This window comes from Pseudomonas sp. RC4D1, assembly GCF_018390395.1.
Lineage (GTDB): Bacteria > Pseudomonadota > Gammaproteobacteria > Pseudomonadales > Pseudomonadaceae > Aquipseudomonas > Aquipseudomonas danubii.
In genome coordinates, this window is record NZ_JAHBAW010000001.1 from 2,412,533 (window position 1) to 2,428,801 (window position 16,269).

13 protein-coding genes and 6 tRNA genes are annotated in these 16,269 nt (G+C 60.8%); 16 read left to right on the top strand and 3 right to left on the bottom strand.

Features of this window, described 5'->3' with window-relative positions; translation table 11 throughout:
- The first annotated feature begins 110 nt into the window (after positions 1-110).
- On the top strand, positions 111-2,126 hold the full coding sequence (gene uvrB / locus KHO49_RS11085; protein ID WP_102863684.1) for an excinuclease ABC subunit UvrB: 2,016 nt from the start codon (positions 111-113) through the stop codon (positions 2,124-2,126).
- Between the two features lie 112 nt (positions 2,127-2,238).
- Here uvrB and KHO49_RS31510 read toward each other — a convergent pair whose 3' ends face one another.
- Entirely contained in the window at positions 2,239-2,484 is a 246-nt protein-coding gene (locus KHO49_RS31510; protein ID WP_146036707.1) for a hypothetical protein, read from the bottom strand.
- Positions 2,485-2,531: 47 nt separating this feature from the next.
- On the opposite strand from KHO49_RS31510, the gene gltX reads away from it, so the two are divergent.
- The 12 genes from gltX (at position 2,532) to KHO49_RS11150 (ending at position 8,866) form a co-directional block, all read left to right on the top strand.
- Positions 2,532-4,013, top strand: a complete 1,482-nt coding sequence (gltX, locus tag KHO49_RS11095; RefSeq protein WP_102882514.1) for a glutamate--tRNA ligase — start codon at positions 2,532-2,534, stop codon at positions 4,011-4,013.
- Positions 4,014-4,292: 279 nt separating this feature from the next.
- Positions 4,293-4,368 (top strand) — tRNA-Ala (locus tag KHO49_RS11100).
- Between the two features lie 80 nt (positions 4,369-4,448).
- A tRNA-Glu gene (locus tag KHO49_RS11105) sits at positions 4,449-4,524 on the top strand.
- A gap of 52 nt (positions 4,525-4,576) precedes the next feature.
- A tRNA-Ala gene (locus tag KHO49_RS11110) sits at positions 4,577-4,652 on the top strand.
- Between the two features lie 80 nt (positions 4,653-4,732).
- A tRNA-Glu gene (locus KHO49_RS11115) sits at positions 4,733-4,808 on the top strand.
- Positions 4,809-4,860: 52 nt separating this feature from the next.
- Positions 4,861-4,936, top strand: a tRNA-Ala gene (locus tag KHO49_RS11120).
- 78 nt (positions 4,937-5,014) lie between these two features.
- Positions 5,015-5,090 (top strand) — tRNA-Glu (locus KHO49_RS11125).
- Between the two features lie 183 nt (positions 5,091-5,273).
- Positions 5,274-5,813 carry a TetR/AcrR family transcriptional regulator gene (locus KHO49_RS11130; protein WP_102882513.1) on the top strand — a complete coding sequence of 180 codons (540 nt, stop codon included), beginning with the start codon at positions 5,274-5,276 and terminating at the stop codon, positions 5,811-5,813.
- Between the two features lie 29 nt (positions 5,814-5,842).
- Complete coding sequence (locus KHO49_RS11135; protein ID WP_123392594.1) at positions 5,843-6,676, top strand: alpha/beta fold hydrolase; 834 nt, start codon at positions 5,843-5,845, stop codon at positions 6,674-6,676.
- A 47-nt stretch (positions 6,677-6,723) separates the two neighbouring features.
- On the top strand, positions 6,724-7,158 hold the full coding sequence (locus tag KHO49_RS11140) for an acyl-CoA thioesterase (RefSeq protein ID WP_213665016.1): 435 nt from the start codon (positions 6,724-6,726) through the stop codon (positions 7,156-7,158).
- Between the two features lie 187 nt (positions 7,159-7,345).
- Positions 7,346-8,305, top strand: a complete 960-nt coding sequence (locus KHO49_RS11145; protein ID WP_102863678.1) for a tRNA dihydrouridine synthase — start codon at positions 7,346-7,348, stop codon at positions 8,303-8,305.
- Positions 8,306-8,419: 114 nt separating this feature from the next.
- Positions 8,420-8,866 carry an Hsp20 family protein gene (locus KHO49_RS11150; RefSeq protein ID WP_102882511.1) on the top strand — a complete coding sequence of 149 codons (447 nt, stop codon included), beginning with the start codon at positions 8,420-8,422 and terminating at the stop codon, positions 8,864-8,866.
- A 48-nt stretch (positions 8,867-8,914) separates the two neighbouring features.
- On the opposite strand, the gene KHO49_RS11155 is transcribed toward KHO49_RS11150, so the two are convergent.
- Together KHO49_RS11155 and KHO49_RS11160 are read right to left on the bottom strand one after the other, a co-directional pair.
- Positions 8,915-12,193 carry an EAL domain-containing protein gene (locus KHO49_RS11155; RefSeq protein WP_213665017.1) on the bottom strand — a complete coding sequence of 1,093 codons (3,279 nt, stop codon included), beginning with the start codon at positions 12,191-12,193 and terminating at the stop codon, positions 8,915-8,917.
- Positions 12,194-12,277: 84 nt separating this feature from the next.
- Entirely contained in the window at positions 12,278-13,168 is an 891-nt protein-coding gene (locus KHO49_RS11160) for a LysR family transcriptional regulator (RefSeq protein WP_102863672.1), read from the bottom strand.
- A 153-nt stretch (positions 13,169-13,321) separates the two neighbouring features.
- Between KHO49_RS11160 and leuC the strand changes: the two genes are divergently transcribed.
- The 3 genes from leuC to KHO49_RS11175 all read left to right on the top strand — a co-directional run bounded on the left by leuC (position 13,322) and on the right by KHO49_RS11175 (position 16,246).
- Entirely contained in the window at positions 13,322-14,740 is a 1,419-nt protein-coding gene (gene leuC, locus KHO49_RS11165) for a 3-isopropylmalate dehydratase large subunit (protein ID WP_102863671.1), read from the top strand.
- 10 nt (positions 14,741-14,750) lie between these two features.
- The gene (gene leuD, locus KHO49_RS11170; protein WP_102882508.1) at positions 14,751-15,395 is read left to right on the top strand and encodes a 3-isopropylmalate dehydratase small subunit; all 645 of its coding nucleotides are present in this window, start codon (positions 14,751-14,753) and stop codon (positions 15,393-15,395) included.
- Between the two features lie 86 nt (positions 15,396-15,481).
- Complete coding sequence (locus KHO49_RS11175; RefSeq protein ID WP_213665018.1) at positions 15,482-16,246, top strand: class I SAM-dependent methyltransferase; 765 nt, start codon at positions 15,482-15,484, stop codon at positions 16,244-16,246.
- The last annotated feature ends 23 nt before the right edge of the window (positions 16,247-16,269 follow it).

The window sequence follows — 16,269 nt, forward strand, 5'->3', positions numbered from 1 at the left end:
TGGCTCCACATCTAGCACATTCCCGTTTTTTCCCCGGCGACATGGGTCGTACGCGGTCTTTCTCGTTCCTGTACGGTATGGCCGCGCACGAATGATCCCAGAGGTAGGTTATGTCCGAATTCCAGCTAGTCACCCGCTTCCAGCCCGCCGGCGACCAGCCGGAAGCCATCCGCCTGCTGGTCGAAGGCATCGAGGCGGGGCTGGCGCACCAGACCCTGCTCGGTGTGACCGGTTCGGGCAAGACTTTCAGCATTGCCAACGTGATCGCCCAGGTGCAGCGCCCAACCCTGGTGCTGGCGCCGAACAAGACCCTGGCGGCCCAGTTGTATGGCGAATTCAAGGCCTTCTTCCCGAACAACGCGGTGGAGTACTTCGTTTCCTATTACGACTACTACCAGCCCGAAGCCTATGTGCCTTCCTCGGATACCTTTATCGAGAAGGATGCCTCGATCAACGACCATATCGAGCAGATGCGCCTGTCGGCGACCAAGGCGCTGCTGGAGCGCAAGGACGCGATCATCGTGACCACGGTGTCTTGCATCTATGGTCTGGGCAGCCCGGAAACCTACCTGAAAATGGTTCTGCACGTGGACCGCGGCGACAAGCTCGACCAGCGTGCCTTGCTGCGGCGCCTGGCGGACCTGCAATACACCCGCAACGATATGGACTTCGCTCGCGCCACCTTCCGTGTGCGTGGCGACGTGATCGACATTTATCCGGCGGAATCCGACCTGGAAGCGATCCGCATCGAGCTGTTCGACGACGAAGTGGAAAGCATCAGCGCTTTCGACCCGTTGACCGGCGAAGTGATCCGCAAGCTGCCGCGTTTCACCTTCTACCCCAAGAGCCACTACGTGACCCCACGGGAAACCCTGCTGGACGCTATCGAGGGGATCAAGGTGGAACTGCAGGAACGCCTGGAATACCTGCGCTCCAACAACAAACTGGTGGAAGCCCAACGTCTGGAACAACGCACCCGTTTCGATCTGGAGATGATCCTCGAGCTGGGCTATTGCAACGGCATCGAGAACTACTCGCGCTACCTCTCCGGCCGTCCCGCTGGCGCCGCGCCACCCACCTTGTACGACTACCTGCCGGCGGATGCGCTGTTGGTGATCGACGAATCCCACGTCAGCGTGCCTCAGGTAGGCGCCATGTATAAGGGCGACCGTTCGCGCAAGGAGACTCTGGTGGAATATGGTTTTCGCCTGCCATCGGCGCTGGACAACCGGCCGATGCGTTTTGACGAGTGGGAAGGCGTCAGCCCGCAGACCATCTTCGTCTCTGCTACCCCGGGCAACTATGAGGCTGAGCACGCCGGGCGCATTGTGGAGCAGGTGGTGCGTCCCACCGGCCTGGTGGACCCCCAGGTGGAAGTACGCCCGGCCCTGACCCAGGTGGATGACCTGTTGTCGGAAATCACCAAGCGCGTGGCGGTGGAAGAACGAGTGCTGGTCACCACCCTGACCAAGCGCATGGCTGAGGACTTGACCGACTACCTGGCCGACCACGGCGTGCGCGTGCGTTATCTGCACTCGGACATCGACACCGTGGAGCGTGTGGAAATCATTCGCGACCTGCGCCTGGGCACCTTCGATGTGCTGGTGGGGATCAACCTGCTGCGTGAAGGCCTGGACATGCCGGAAGTGTCGCTGGTGGCGATTCTCGATGCCGACAAGGAAGGCTTCCTGCGTTCCGAGCGTTCGCTGATCCAGACCATCGGTCGCGCCGCGCGTAACCTCAATGGCCGGGCGATTCTCTATGCCGACCGCATCACCGGCTCCATGGAGCGGGCGATTGGCGAGACCGAACGGCGGCGTGACAAGCAGATTGCCTTCAACCTGGCCAACGGCATCACCCCCAAAGGGGTGTTCAAGGATGTCGCCGACATCATGGAAGGCGCCACCGTGCCGGGCTCGCGCAGCAAGAAGCGCAAGGGCATGGCCAAGGCCGCCGAAGAAAGTGCCCGTTACGAAAACGAACTGCGTTCGCCCAGCGAAATCACCAAGCGCATTCGCCAGCTCGAAGAAAAAATGTACCAACTGGCCCGGGACCTGGAGTTCGAGGCGGCGGCGCAGATGCGCGACGAAATCACCAAGCTGCGCGAGCGCTTGCTGACCGTCTAACGGCGTTCGATCCCTCGGAGCCGGCTGGCCGGCGAAGAGGGGCTCAAGTCCTGTGCGGTGCTCGAGGGGGGGGGCTTCGCTGGCAAGGCAACTGCTGCAGGCATTTCGTGGGTCAGTGGGCTTCTCCTCCTTGGGCGATGCCGACAACCTGGAAGACGTCGTTGTGGGTCATGATCAGCGGCTGCCTCAGGGCGCGGATGATCTGGATCTGATTGCGCTGCGGCCCGGCGAGGTCCGGGTTGAGCACTCCGGAAGAGAGGCTCGCGAGCCCGAACAGGTCAAATCCCAGGGCGCACAGCCGCAACCTTGGCTTAAATGCCCTCCTTACTGGAGCCGGGCCGGGGTCGCCTGTTACCATTCGCCCCCTGTTTTATTCCTCGTTTTTCTATCTTTTCGAGATATGCCATGACCACCGTCCGCACGCGCATCGCGCCATCGCCTACCGGGGACCCCCACGTAGGTACCGCTTACATCGCTTTGTTCAACTATTGCTTTGCCAAGCAGCATGGCGGTGAGTTCATCCTGCGTATCGAAGACACCGATCAGTTGCGTTCGACCCGCGAGTCCGAGCAGCAGATTTTCGATGCCTTGCGCTGGTTGGGCATCAACTGGAGCGAAGGGCCGGATGTGGGCGGTCCCCATGGTCCTTATCGCCAGAGCGAGCGCGGCGATATCTATCAGAAATATGCTCAGCAATTGGTGGACCTGGGACACGCGTTCCCATGCTTCTGCACGGCCGAAGAGCTGGACCAGATGCGCGCCGAGCAGATGGCTCGTGGCGAGACGCCGCGTTATGACGGCCGCGCCTTGCTGCTGTCCAAGGAAGAAGTGGCCCGGCGTCTGGCGGCCGGTGAGCCCCATGTGATTCGTATGAAGGTGCCGACCGAAGGCGTCTGTGTGGTGCCTGATCTGCTGCGTGGCGATGTCGAAATTCCGTGGGATCGCATGGACATGCAGGTCCTGATGAAGACCGATGGCCTGCCGACCTACTTCCTGGCCAACGTGGTCGATGACCACCTGATGGGCATCACCCATGTGCTGCGCGGTGAAGAGTGGCTGCCTTCGGCACCGAAGCTGATTCTGCTCTACGAGTACTTCGGTTGGGAGCAGCCTCAGCTTTGCTACATGCCGCTGCTGCGCAATCCGGACAAGAGCAAGCTGTCCAAGCGCAAGAATCCGACCTCTGTGACCTTTTATGAGCGCATGGGCTTCATGCCGGAAGCCATGCTCAATTATCTGGGGCGCATGGGCTGGTCGATGCCGGACGAGCGCGAGAAGTTCTCGTTGCAGGAAATGGTCGATAACTTTGACCTGTCGCGGGTATCCCTGGGTGGGCCGATCTTCGATATCGAGAAACTGTCCTGGCTCAACGGTCAGTGGTTGCGTGACCTGCCGGTGGAAGAGTTCGCCAGTCGCGTGCAGACCTGGGCGCTGAATCCTGAATACCTGATGAAGATCGCGCCCCATGTGCAAGGCCGGGTTGAGACCTTCAGCCAGATCGCACCGTTGGCCGGCTTCTTCTTTGCCGGTGGCGTGACCCCGGACGCCAAGTTGTTCGAATCCAAGAAGCTTTCTGGCGATCAGGTGCGGCAAGTGATGCAGTTGATCCTGTGGAAGCTCGAGAGCCTGCGCCAGTGGGAGAAAGACAGCATCACCGCGACCATTCAGGCAGTGGTTGAATCCCTGGAGCTGAAACTGCGTGACGCCATGCCGCTGATGTTCGCTGCGATCACTGGCCAGGCCAGCTCGGTGTCGGTGCTCGATGCCATGGAGATCCTGGGGCCTGACCTTACTCGTTTCCGTCTGCGCCAGGCCATCGACCTGCTCGGTGGCGTGTCGAAGAAAGAGAACAAGGAGTGGGAAAAATTGCTGGGCGCCATCGGCTGACGGCGCTTCGCAGCAGGGGAGCTACAAGGCGCTACGGGCTTTTCGACTACGCTTGATTCTCAGGCGCCAGGTCGATTGGTCGCTGGCCAAGTGGGTTCCAGGCGGCTCGCGGCCCCCCGTTTATGGGAGTTGGCACGGGCCGCTAAGGCTGAAAAAGCCAGGGTTTTTGGGGCAGGGCGGTAAGTGGTTGTTATCCCGGCAAATTTTTTTTCAAAATACGGAAAAAAAATTGACAGCCTTCCGATCGCCCCTTAAGATTCGCCCCGTCCTCACCGACGAGGGGCTATAGCTCAGCTGGGAGAGCGCTTGCATGGCATGCAAGAGGTCGACGGTTCGATCCCGTCTAGCTCCACCAAATTTGCAGTTCAAGGTCTGGCCACACCGGCCTTGAATCGATCAGTACTCAGCACTGATCAGTTGTATAGAAGGGTTTGCGTCCCCTTCGTCTAGTGGCCTAGGACACCGCCCTTTCACGGCGGTAACAGGGGTTCGAGTCCCCTAGGGGACGCCAGTTTTACACAAGTGATGTTGCAAGATATCGCTGCGCCGCGAGGCGAAAATCCGGGGCTATAGCTCAGCTGGGAGAGCGCTTGCATGGCATGCAAGAGGTCGACGGTTCGATCCCGTCTAGCTCCACCAAATTTGCAGTTCAAGGTCTGGCCACACCGGCCTTGAATTGATCAGTACTCAGCACTGATCAGTTGTATAGAAGGGTTTGCGTCCCCTTCGTCTAGTGGCCTAGGACACCGCCCTTTCACGGCGGTAACAGGGGTTCGAGTCCCCTAGGGGACGCCAGTTTTACACAAGTGATGTTGCAAGATATCGCTGCGCCGCGAGGCGAAAATCCGGGGCTATAGCTCAGCTGGGAGAGCGCTTGCATGGCATGCAAGAGGTCGACGGTTCGATCCCGTCTAGCTCCACCAATTTACAGTTCAAGGCCTGGCCACACGGGTCTTGAATCGATCAGAACTCAGCACTGATCAACTGTTAGAAGGGTATGTGTCCCCTTCGTCTAGTGGCCTAGGACACCGCCCTTTCACGGCGGTAACAGGGGTTCGAGTCCCCTAGGGGACGCCACGTTTACCCGCTATGCGGGATTTTTAAGGGTCATTCAATTATTGAATGGCCCTTTTGTTTTTCTGGCGTCCGGCCAACTTTTACCCTCTTCCTCAGCCTGCACTTCTGACCGGCGGTCACACTGACGACTTGCGGAAAATTATTATGAGAATAATATTTTATCCGTAATATTCGGAGGCAACGATGAACGATAAAAAAGCTCAAACCCGCGAACGTATTCTCCAGGCTGCCAGTTCGGCGCTGATCCAGCGAGGCCCGGCCGAACCGAGTGTGGGTGAGGTGATGGGGGCTGCCGGGCTGACGGTGGGGGGCTTCTATGCGCACTTCGAGAGCAAGGATGCGCTGATGCTTGAGGCGTTCACCCAACTGCTCGCCCACCGACGTGGCTTGCTCGACGAGATGGACGCAGGCTTGAGTGGTGAGGAGCGAAGGGCGCTGACGGCAGCGTTCTATCTGTCGCGCAAGCACCGCGACTCCACTGAGCAGGCCTGTCCGATTCCGGCATCGGTGGGTGAGCTGGGGCGGCTTCCAGAGAGTTTTCGCAAGGCTTTGAACGAGCATATGGAGCTGATGGTCGCGCAGTTGGCCGCAAGCCCCGAGGACACGGACAAGGCGTTGGCGGATATGGCGTTGATGGTTGGTGGGCTGTCCCTGGCGCGAGCTCTGGGGCCGGGTGAATTGTCCGATCGTCTACTGCGTGCCGCCAAGTCGGCGGTTCTATGACCTGAAGTTCGGTTGCGAGGTGTTGGGCGATGAGCGGATTGAGCTGGATTCGTGGTGTCAATGGCACTCTGGGCTGGGTGGCTCCTCAGTGGGCGGCGAATCGGATGCGCCAGTTGTTCATGACTCCCCGTGAGCTGCCGCCCCGAGAGTGGGAGCTGCCCCTGCTGGAGCATGCTGAGCGTCTGACCTTGCGCTTTGGCCTCTCTGCCTTGCGTTGGGGGCAGGGGCCGACAGTGTTGCTGATGCATGGCTGGGAAGGGCGACCCACTCAATTTGCCAGCCTGATCGAGGCGCTGGTGGCGGCTGGCTATACCGCAGTGGCGCTGGACGGTCCCGCCCACGGCCGCTCTCCAGGGGAGGAGGCCAATGTGGTGCTCTTTGCCCGGGCGATGTTGGAGGCAGCAGCGGAATTGCCCCCCTTGCGCGCAGTGATTGGTCACTCCATGGGCGGTGCCAGCGCAATGCTCGCTGTGCAGTTGGGACTGCGCACCGAAACCCTGGTCAGTATCGCCGCGCCGGCTCGGATTCTTGGCGTGTTGCGAGGTTTTGCCCGCTACATGCGCTTGCCGCCCAGGGCGCGCTCGGCCTTTATCCGTCAAGTGGAGAAGGATGTAGGGATGCGTGCCGCGACTCTGGACGTGGCTCAGTATCAGTTGGAGATGCCTGGCCTGATCATTCATGCCGAAGATGATCGATTTGTACCGGTCAAGGAGTCGGAGTTGATCCACCAGGCCTGGTTCGACAGTCGCTTGCTGCGCTTGAGTGAAGGTGGTCATCAGCGAGTGTTGGCCGATCCCCGAGTGATCGACGCTGTGATCACTCTGGTCACCGGACGCCATCTGCAGGCGCGCCAATCTGCCTGAGCATCCGCTACACTGGCCCGGTCAAAAAATCTGACCGGGAGTTGGGCATGAGTTGGGATCTGGCAACGCCATTCGTTATCGATCTGCAGGTGGTGGCCGAGGATATCGATGGCTTGGGGCACGCCAATAATGCGGTCTACGTGACCTGGCTGGAGCGTTGCGCCTGGCGTCACTCGCAACGTCTGGGGCTGGATCTGGCCGAGTATCGTCGCCTGGATCGGGCGATGGCCGTGGTGCGGCACGAGATCGACTATCTGACCGCGGCTTATGAAGGCGATGAGCTGCAACTGGCCACCTGGATCGTCGATTGGGATCAGCGCCTGAAGATGACTCGACGTTTCCAGCTGGTCCGTCCGAGCGATGGCAGTACCTTGTTGCGGGCCCAGACCACTTTTGTCTGCATCGAGCTGTCCAGCGGCAAGCCCAAGCGTATGCCCGCCGAATTCCTTGAGGGCTACGGCCCAGCCCTGCAGGGCTCGTGATTACCTTGGCTCCTGTGTGGATACCGTCTTGCCAGCGAAGGCGTGTTCAAGGGCGCTGTCAGGCCCGAGAGCCCATTTTTCGCTAAGCACAACGCCGCTCGGCCGTTCCTACAAAATTCCTGTTATCGGGTGAAACCCAGTAAACTGGCGGACGTTTTTTCGCCTGATTTTTCGTTGAGTGTGTTTCATGCAAATTGCCCTGGCGCCCATGGAGGGGTTGGTCGACAACATCCTGCGGGATGTGTTGACTCGTGTTGGCGGGATCGACTGGTGTGTCACCGAGTTCATTCGCGTCAATGACCGTCTACTGACGCCTGCCTATTTCCACAAGCTCGCTCCCGAGTTGCTGCAAGGCGCGCATACCGCTGCCGGCGTGCCATTGCGCGTGCAGTTGCTGGGGTCCGATCCGGTGTGCCTGGCTGAAAATGCCGCGCTGGCCTGCGAGCTTGGCAGCGAGGTGATCGACCTGAATTTTGGCTGTCCAGCCAAGACCGTCAACAAGTCCCGGGGTGGGGCGGTGCTGCTTAAGGAGCCCGAACTGCTGAATCAGATTGTCGAGCATGTGCGGCGAGCGGTGCCTGCGCATATCCCGGTCACGGCAAAAATGCGCCTGGGCTTCGATAGTCCGGACGGTTCGCTGGTGTGCGCTACGGCGCTGGCCGAGGGCGGCGCGGAACATATCGTGGTTCACGCACGGACCAAGGTCGATGGCTACAAGCCGCCCGCTCATTGGGAGTGGATTCCTCGGGTGCAGGATGTGGTCAAGGTGCCGGTGTTCGCCAACGGCGATATCTGGAGCGTCGAGGATTGGCGGCGCTGTCGGGAGATCAGTGGCGTGGAGGACATCATGCTCGGTCGTGGGCTGGTCTCGCGTCCGGACCTGGCCCGGCAGATCGCCGCCGCTCGCGCAGGGGAGGAGGTGGTGGAAATGTCCTGGGCCGATCTGCAGCCCATGCTTCAGGACTTCTGGGCCCAGGTGGTGGTGCAACTGACCCCCCGTTCAGCCCCGGGGCGTTTGAAGCAATGGCTGGCCATGCTGACCCGCAACTATCCGGAGGCGGTTGAGCTGTTTACCGCTCTGCGTCGGGAAACCGATCTGGATCAGGTGGGGCGGCTGCTGGGCATGCCCCGCAGCGAAGCGGCGTAAAAAATTCAAAAAAAGCCTCTTGAAATGTCAGGAGCGGTCCCTATCTCTTGGGTACGCGACGCCGAATTCGGGTCGCGGAGATAACCACTCGCTGAAAAATCAGGAGATAGACCCATGAGTACTGCATTTTCCCTGGCTCCACTGTTCCGTTCCTCTGTTGGCTTCGACCGTTTCAACGACCTGTTTGAATCGGCATTGCGCAACGAACCGAGCAGCAGCTATCCACCCTACAACGTTGAAAAACACGCCGACGACCAATACCGCATCGTTATCGCCGCTGCCGGCTTCCAGGATGAAGATCTGGAACTGCAAGTGGAGAAAGGTGTGTTGACCGTGAGCGGTGGCAAGCGCGACGCCAATGAAAGTGTCACCTACCTGCACCAGGGCATTGCCCAGCGTGCATTCAAGCTGTCCTTCCGCCTGGCCGACCATATCGAGGTCAAGGCCGCGGCCCTGAGCAACGGTCTGCTGAACATTGACCTGCTGCGGGTTGTACCGGAAGAGGCGAAGCCAAAGCGCATCCCGATCAACGGTGCGCAGCAGCCGGCTCTGCAACACTAAGACCGCTGTAAAAAAAGGGCGCCCTGGTGGCGCCCTTTTTCGTGCCTGTCATTTCAGCAGCTTCTTGAATTCGCTCAGGGGTAGTGGCTGGCTGTGCAGGTAGCCCTGGTACAGATGGCATTCCAGCCCCTGGAGGAATTCCAGTTGCTGTGGGGTTTCCACGCCTTCGGCGATGACCTTCAGGTTCAGGCTGCGGGCCATGGCGACGATGGCCCGGATGATTTCCGCATCGTTGGGGTCGTGGGTGGCATCGCGGACAAATGACTGGTCTATCTTCAGGGTGTCCACCGGCAGGCGTTTTAGGTACGTCAGGGAGGAGTAGCCGGTGCCGAAGTCGTCCATGGCAAAACTGACCCCAAGTTTTTTCAGTCGACGCATCTTGTTGATGGTGTCATCCAGGTTCTGGATCACGATGCCTTCGGTGATCTCCAGCTTCAGCAATGATGAGGGCAGGGCATAGGCAGTCAGGCTGTGTTCGATTCGTTCGACGAAGTCGTTCTGGCGAAATTGCCGAGGGCTGATGTTGACGCATAGGCTGAAGTGGTGCGGGTCCACCAGGCCTTGCTCGATCAGTTGGCTGAAGGCCAGGCAGGCTTCATCGAGAATCCAGGTGCCCACTTCAAGGATCAGTCCGCTGTCCTCCAGCACCTTGATGAACTCCGTCGGTGATTGCGCCCCCAGCTCCGGGTGCTGCCAACGCACCAGGGCCTCGGCGCCGACGATGCGGTTGTCGCGGGCATCCACCTGTGGCTGGTAGTGCACGCTGAATTCGCCGCGGGACAGGGCCAGGCGCAGGTCGGTTTCCATGCGCAGGCGTTCGCTGGCGGCCTTCTGCATGGTGTTGTGGTACATCTGCGTGGTGTTGCGCCCGGAGTCCTTGGCGCGGTAAAGGGCAATGTCGGCGCGCTTGAGCAGGTCGGTGGGGGTCGAGCCGTGATCGGGAATCAGCGCCACGCCGATGCTGGGGGTGACCTGCAGGCGCTGGCCGTCGAGGAACATCGGTTCCGAGAGCAGCTCGCGCAGGGTCCCGGCCAGTTGCCGCACTTGTTCACTGACCTCATTGCGCGAGCCTTCCAGGCCGCTGAGCAGCACCACGAATTCATCGCCGCCCAGGCGCGCGACGGTGTCCTCCATGCGCACGCTGGCTTCCAGTCTGGCGGTGATGATCTTCAGTACGGTATCGCCCACCGGGTGCCCCAGGGAGTCGTTGATGTGCTTGAAGTGGTCCAGGTCGAGGAACAGCAGGGCGCCCCGCAGGTTGTGGCGCTTGAGCAGAGCGATCTGCTGGCTCAGGCGGTCCATCAGCAGGGCGCGGTTGGGCAGGTTGGTCAAAGGATCGTGGTAGGCCAGGTGGCGGATCTGCGCCTGGGCATTCTTCAGCAGGCTGACGTCCCGGGCCGTCAGCAGCAGGCACGGTGTTTCATTGAGGATGATCGGCTCCACCGAGACCTCTAGGGTGAGGATTTCCCCGCGCTTGTTACGCCCGAGCATTTCCAGGTGATGCACCCGGCCCTTGAGCCTAAGCTCCGCCAGCAGTGTGGCGAGCTGGGCTTCTTCGGCCCAGATGCCGACCTGGTACATGGTGCGGCCGAGCACTTCATCGGTGTGGTAGCCGGTCAGGCGGCAGAAGCCGTCGTTGACCTCCAGGTAGCGGCCGGTGTCGCGCTCGGTGATGGTGATGGCGTCAGGACTGGAGTGGAAGGCCTTGGCGAATTTCTCTTCGCTGGCCTTGAGCGCGGCCTCGGAACGCTGTTGCTGGGTGATATCCCGCAGCGTGGTGACGATGCACGGCTGCTTGTCGACGGTGATCAGGCGGCTGGAAATGATGCAGGTCAGTGCCTGGCCGTTCTTGTGGTTGACCACCACTGCCACGTTGTTCAGCGCCTGTTCGCGAATCACCTGTTCGATCCGCCGCAGACGCGGGGCGGGATCTGCCCAGAAGCCGATCTGCTCGGCGCTGCGGTTGATCACATCTTCCGGGGTCCAGCCGAAGGTCTGGGTGAAGCTTGAATTGATCTCGATGAACTGGCCGGTTTCCAGCAGGGTCAGGCAGATGGGGTCCGGGCTGACCTGGAACAGGCTGGCGAACTTCTCTTCCGAAGTGATCAGGCGCTGTTCGCGTTCCACCTGTTCGGTGATGTCCAGCAGCGTTCCGGCCATGCGCAGTGGATTGCCCTGCTCGTCGCGATAGAGGCGAGCGCGGCTTTCCAGGTAGCGCGAGCTGCCGTCCGCCAGTTGCACCCGGTAAGTCAGCTGGTAGTTGCCCGCCGGGCCTTCCCGCAGGCTGCGATAGGCATCGCGCATGCTGTCGCGTTCTTCAGTGGGGACGCCCTCGAAAAAGGCTTCGAAGGATTCATGGAAGGGCGCTGGCTCCAGGCCGTGCAATTGTGCGGCCCGGGCCGAGCCATAGAGCATGCCGCTGGGAATGTGCCAATCCCAGGTGCCCAGTTGCGCCGAATCCAGGGCCAGGTCGAGGCGTTCCTGGCTGTCTTTGAGGGCTTGTTCGGCTCTTTTGCGTTCGCTGGTATCGAGAAAGGTGCTGAGCAGGTAGGGCTTGCCTTCCAGTTCGATTTTCTGCGCGCTGAGAATGCCGTCGTGGATCTGGCCGTTGCTGGCGCGGAACTGGACTTCGAGGCTGGCGGCCTGGCCCTTTTTCTGCACGGCCTTGATCAGTTGGGCGCGCTGTTCGGGATTAACCCACAGGCCGATCTCCAGGGTAGTACGGCCTATCACATGTTCGGCGGGCCAGCCGAACTGGCTTTCGAAGTATTGGTTGGCCTCGCTGATCAGGCCATCTTCCAGGCGGGTCAGCAGCACCATGTTGGGGCACAGGTGAAACAGGGTGGCGAAACGTTTTTCCGAGCTGCTGAGGGCTTCCTCCCGCTGGCGTTGGTGAGTGATCTCGCGGATCACCCCGATCATTCGGGGCTTGCCATGCTTGTCCGGTAGCACGCTGCCGTTGATCTCCAGCCAGTGCAGGCTGCCATCGGGCCAGCGAATGCGGTGGTGCATCGCGTGTTCCAGGGGCGCTCCCGCCAGCACCGAATGAAAAGCCCGCACGGTTCTGGCCCGGTCTTCAATGGGGAGCAGATCGAGGTATTCGAGGTTTTCCGGCAGGGGTTGGCGTGGATCGAAGCCAAACAGTGCCTGGGTGCCCCGGGACCAGCTGATCTGCCCGCTTTCAATATCCCAATACCAGGCTCCCAGCCGCGCGCCATTGAGAGCGGCGAGCAACTGCGGTGCGCTTTCCCAGCTTTGTTCCGACTCCCTGGGGTCGACAGCATGGATACGCGGCATGGGTGGAATACGGTCAGCGGGTTTTGGCATGGGTGTCAGGCCTTGAGCTGAGTCATTCGTTTGGCGCGGGATACTCATGACAGTTCGGCTTGGCACGGGCAATACCCGGAAGAGCTATGCCGGGTTCCCTGGCCAATCGACTTGTGCATCCAGTAAGGCCATGAAGGCCCGCGCAGCATTCGACAGCGTCCGTTCGGTATGCAGGATATAGCCTAGCTGGCGTCGCAGTTGTATGCCCGGTAAAGGAATGCGCGCCACTTGATCGTCGAGCATGGTGCGGGGCAGGACGCTCCAGGCCAGACCGATGGAAACCATCATCTTTATAGTTTCCAGATAGTTAGTGCTCATGGCGATGTTCGGCGTCAGGCCTTGGGCCTCGAACAAGCGTTGGACAATATGGTGGGTAAAGGTGTTGCCGCCGGGAAAAACTGCCGGATGCAGGGCAATATCCGCCAGGCTGACCTGGCCGTTGCTGACCAGCGGATGTTCCGGGGCGGCGACAAAGTCCAGCGGGTCGTCCCAGACCGCGGTGGCCTTGATCAGGCTGTGGGGCTCGGGTGCCAAGGTGATCACCGCCAGTTCGGCGCGGCCGTGGAGGATTTCCTCGTAGGCCACCTCGGAATCGAGGAATTGGATGTCCAGCGCCACTTGCGGGTAGCGCCGGGTAAAGGCCCGCAGCAGCGGCGGCAGGCGGTGCAGGCCGATGTGATGGCTGGTGGCCAGGGTCAGGCGGCCGCTGACTTCCCCGGTGAGGTTGGTCAGGGCGCGACGGGTGTCGTCCAGCACGTTGATGATCTGATACGCCCGGGGCAGCAGAGCGCGTCCGGCCTCGGTCAGGCCGACCTCGCGGCCCAGGCGGTCGAACAGGCGCACATTGAGCTGCTGCTCCAGGCCGGCGATACGTTTGCTGATAGCGGGCTGGGTCAGGTGCAGGCGTTCACCAGCGCCGGAAAAGCTGCCGGTTTCGGCGATGGCTATAAAGGCATTGAGGTTGGCCAGGTCCATGATTGTATTCCAGTTGGTTATCCAAAGCATGAAAAATATGAATTTGAGTTATTTAATCTAACGCCATAGCATCAGCCTCACAAGCCAAGGGGTTATTGATCGGCCGACGGTCAGGGCCCGGGGCATAGAAACAAGCTGATGAGGAATGGTCCGATGGCCGGCAAGACGCTCTACGACAAGCTCTGGGATTCGCATTTGGTCAAGCAGCGCGACGATGGTTCGGCGCTGATCTATATCGATCGTCACATCATCCATGAAGTGACCTCGCCGCAAGCGTTCGAAGGCCTGCGTCTGGCCGGACGCAAGCCTTGGCGCATCGATGCCAACATCGCCACCCCGGACCACAACGTACCGACTACGCCTGAGCGCAAGGGCGGGATCGAAGCGATTGCCGATCAGGTCTCCCGGCTGCAGGTGCAGACCCTCGATGACAACTGTGACGAATACGGCATCGTCGAATTCAAGATGAACGATGTGCGTCAGGGCATCGTCCACGTGATCGGTCCGGAACAGGGCGCCACCTTGCCGGGCATGACCGTGGTCTGCGGTGACTCCCATACCTCCACCCATGGCGCCTTTGGTGCCCTGGCCCATGGCATCGGCACTTCCGAGGTGGAGCATGTGCTCGCCACCCAGTGTCTGGTGGCCAAGAAGATGAAGAACATGCTGGTGCGCGTGGAAGGCACCTTGCCCTTTGGCGTGACCGCCAAGGACATCGTCCTCGCAGTGATCGGCAAGATCGGCACCGCCGGTGGCAACGGCCACGCCATCGAGTTCGCCGGCAGCGCGATTCGCGACCTTTCCGTTGAAGGCCGCATGACCATCTGCAACATGTCCATCGAAGCCGGTGCCCGTGTCGGACTGGTGGCGGCGGACGAAAAGACCGTGGCTTATGTCAAGGGTCGTCCGTTTGCACCCAAGGGCGCCGAATGGGACTTGGCGGTCGAGGCCTGGAAAGACCTGGTGTCCGATGCCGATGCCCAGTTCGACACCGTGGTCGAGCTCGACGCCGCGCAAATCAAGCCGCAAGTCAGCTGGGGTACTTCGCCGGAAATGGTTTTGGCCGTGGATCAGCGCGTGCCGGACCCGGCCAAGGAAATGGACCTGGTCAAGCGTGACTCCATCGTCCGAGCCTTGAAGTACATGGGTTTGAGCGCCAACCAGGCAATCACCGACATTCAATTGGATCGCGTGTTCATCGGTTCCTGCACCAACTCGCGGATCGAAGACCTGCGTGCCGCGGCGGTGATCGCCAAGGGCCGTAAAGTGGCCTCCACTATCAAGCAGGCGATCGTGGTTCCGGGTTCGGGGCTGGTGAAGGCCCAGGCCGAGTCGGAAGGCCTGGACAAGATCTTCCTCGAAGCCGGTTTCGAATGGCGTGAGCCGGGCTGCTCGATGTGCCTGGCGATGAACCCGGATCGCCTGGAGTCCGGTGAGCATTGCGCGTCGACGTCGAACCGCAACTTCGAAGGGCGCCAGGGTGCCGGTGGGCGTACCCATCTGGTCAGTCCGGCCATGGCCGCCGCCGCCGCTGTCAGCGGTCGTTTCGTCGACGTCCGTGAATTGATCTAAGGAGCGCAGCATGAAAGCTTTCACCCAGCACAATGGTTTGGTCGCGCCTTTGGATCGTGCCAACGTCGACACCGACCAGATCATCCCCAAGCAGTTCCTGAAGTCGATCAAGCGCACCGGCTTCGGTCCGAACCTGTTCGATGAGTGGCGCTACCTCGACGTGGGCCAGCCCTACCAGGACAACTCCAAGCGTCCGTTGAACAAGGATTTCGTCCTTAACGCCGAGCGTTACCAAGGGGCCAGCGTGTTGCTGGCGCGGGAGAACTTCGGCTGCGGCTCGAGCCGTGAGCACGCGCCCTGGGCCCTGGAAGAGTACGGTTTTCGCAGCATCATCGCGCCAAGCTATGCCGACATCTTCTTCAACAACAGCTTCAAGAACGGTTTGTTGCCGATCATCTTGAGCGATGCTGAAGTCGACGAGCTGTTCCAGCAGGTCGAAGCCACGCCGGGTTACCAGTTGCACATCGACCTTGAGGCGCAGACCGTGACCCGTCCCGACGGCAAGGTGTTGAAGTTCGAGATTGATGCCTTCCGCAAGCATTGCCTGCTCAACGGTCTGGACGACATCGGCCTGACCTTGCAGGACGCTGACGCCATTGCCGCCTTTGAGGCCAAGCATCGGGCCAGCCAGCCCTGGTTGTTCCGCGACGCCTGATCGCCGGCAGCCGGCTCCTGCGGATTTGTGTTGCAGGAGCTGGCTGGCCAGTGAACGCCGTTCCCCCTGATCAAAAGGACCACAGCATGACCAGCAACGCCCATAGCCAGGTGGTACAGAAGCAATTCGGTGAACAGGCCTCGGCCTACCTGAGCAGTGCCGTACACGCTCAAGGCGCCGAATTCGCGCTGCTACAAGCCGAAGTGGCGAGCCAGGGTGCTGCCCGGGTCCTGGACCTGGGCTGCGGCGCCGGTCATGTCAGCTTCCACGTTGCGCCGCTGGTCAAGGAAGTGGTGGCTTACGACCTCTCCCAGCAGATGCTGGATGTAGTGTCGGGAGCCGCGCAGGAGCGTAATCTGCACAACGTCTGCACCGTTAAGGGCGCAGCCGAGCGCTTGCCGTTCGCCGACAGCGAGTTCGACTTCGTCTTCAGTCGCTACTCGGCTCACCATTGGAGCGACTTGGGCCTGGCCTTGAGAGAAGTACGCCGGGTGCTGAAGCCGGGTGGCGTGGCGGCGTTCATTGATGTCTTGTCGCCGGGCAGTCCACTGCTGGACACTTACCTGCAAAGCGTCGAAGTGCTGCGTGACACCAGTCATGTTCGTGACTATTCGGCTGGGGAGTGGCTGCGCCAGGTCAGCGAGGCGGGGTTGCATACCCGCAGTACCGCTCGTCAGCGTCTGCGCCTGGAGTACAACTCCTGGGTCGAGCGCATGCGCACGCCCCAGGTGCTGCGGGCGGCAATTCGCGAGCTGCAGCAGGCAATGGGCAATGAAGTGCGCGAATATTTTGAGATTGAGGCCGATGGTTCGTTCAGTACAGATGTACTGGTGCTGTGGGCCGAGCGATAGAACTTTTCCGGGCGCGCCTGCGG

Bases quoted from the DNA above. Each gene is read 5' to 3' on its own strand.
- uvrB (WP_102863684.1), top strand. From the start codon at position 111: ATGTCCGAATTCCAGCTAGTCACCCGCTTCCAGCCCGCCGGCGACCAG.
- KHO49_RS31510 (WP_146036707.1), bottom strand. From the start codon at position 2,484: ATGGTAACAGGCGACCCCGGCCCGGCTCCAGTAAGGAGGGCATTTAAG.
- gltX (WP_102882514.1), top strand. From the start codon at position 2,532: ATGACCACCGTCCGCACGCGCATCGCGCCATCGCCTACCGGGGACCCC.
- KHO49_RS11130 (WP_102882513.1), top strand. From the start codon at position 5,274: ATGAACGATAAAAAAGCTCAAACCCGCGAACGTATTCTCCAGGCTGCC.
- KHO49_RS11135 (WP_123392594.1), top strand. From the start codon at position 5,843: ATGAGCGGATTGAGCTGGATTCGTGGTGTCAATGGCACTCTGGGCTGG.
- KHO49_RS11140 (WP_213665016.1), top strand. From the start codon at position 6,724: ATGAGTTGGGATCTGGCAACGCCATTCGTTATCGATCTGCAGGTGGTG.
- KHO49_RS11145 (WP_102863678.1), top strand. From the start codon at position 7,346: ATGCAAATTGCCCTGGCGCCCATGGAGGGGTTGGTCGACAACATCCTG.
- KHO49_RS11150 (WP_102882511.1), top strand. From the start codon at position 8,420: ATGAGTACTGCATTTTCCCTGGCTCCACTGTTCCGTTCCTCTGTTGGC.
- KHO49_RS11155 (WP_213665017.1), bottom strand. From the start codon at position 12,193: ATGCCAAAACCCGCTGACCGTATTCCACCCATGCCGCGTATCCATGCT.
- KHO49_RS11160 (WP_102863672.1), bottom strand. From the start codon at position 13,168: ATGGACCTGGCCAACCTCAATGCCTTTATAGCCATCGCCGAAACCGGC.
- leuC (WP_102863671.1), top strand. From the start codon at position 13,322: ATGGCCGGCAAGACGCTCTACGACAAGCTCTGGGATTCGCATTTGGTC.
- leuD (WP_102882508.1), top strand. From the start codon at position 14,751: ATGAAAGCTTTCACCCAGCACAATGGTTTGGTCGCGCCTTTGGATCGT.
- KHO49_RS11175 (WP_213665018.1), top strand. From the start codon at position 15,482: ATGACCAGCAACGCCCATAGCCAGGTGGTACAGAAGCAATTCGGTGAA.